We start from the raw sequence: 236 nt of genomic DNA on the forward strand, positions 1-236 counted from the left end.
GCTTTAATCAACGCGCGTGAGTCTAACTGTTCGGCTAAGTAAGCAATTGCTACCGCGGGAACACCGGCTAAACATACGCCCTGTAAAAAACGTAGCGCAATAATGGCATAAAAAGACTGGGGATGAGCCAAGCCAATAAACAGGCTTAAACACGGCACAACAGCAATCGATACTAATAGAATTTTGCGTCGGCCTACTGCATCAGACAGTGAGGCCAAGAATTACAACCCCAAGGC

The 236-nt window shown here is 47.0% G+C and carries 1 protein-coding gene; it reads right to left on the minus strand.

Translation table 11 applies throughout. The features are described from left to right. The coding region (locus tag Q4528_RS16040; protein WP_303522757.1) for an MFS transporter at nucleotides 1-218 on the minus strand (218 nt) is incomplete at its 3' end. Nucleotides 219-236 lie beyond the last annotated feature (18 nt).

The organism is Staphylococcus pasteuri, assembly GCF_030547725.1.
GTDB classification, from domain to species: domain Bacteria; phylum Bacillota; class Bacilli; order Staphylococcales; family Staphylococcaceae; genus Staphylococcus; species Staphylococcus pasteuri.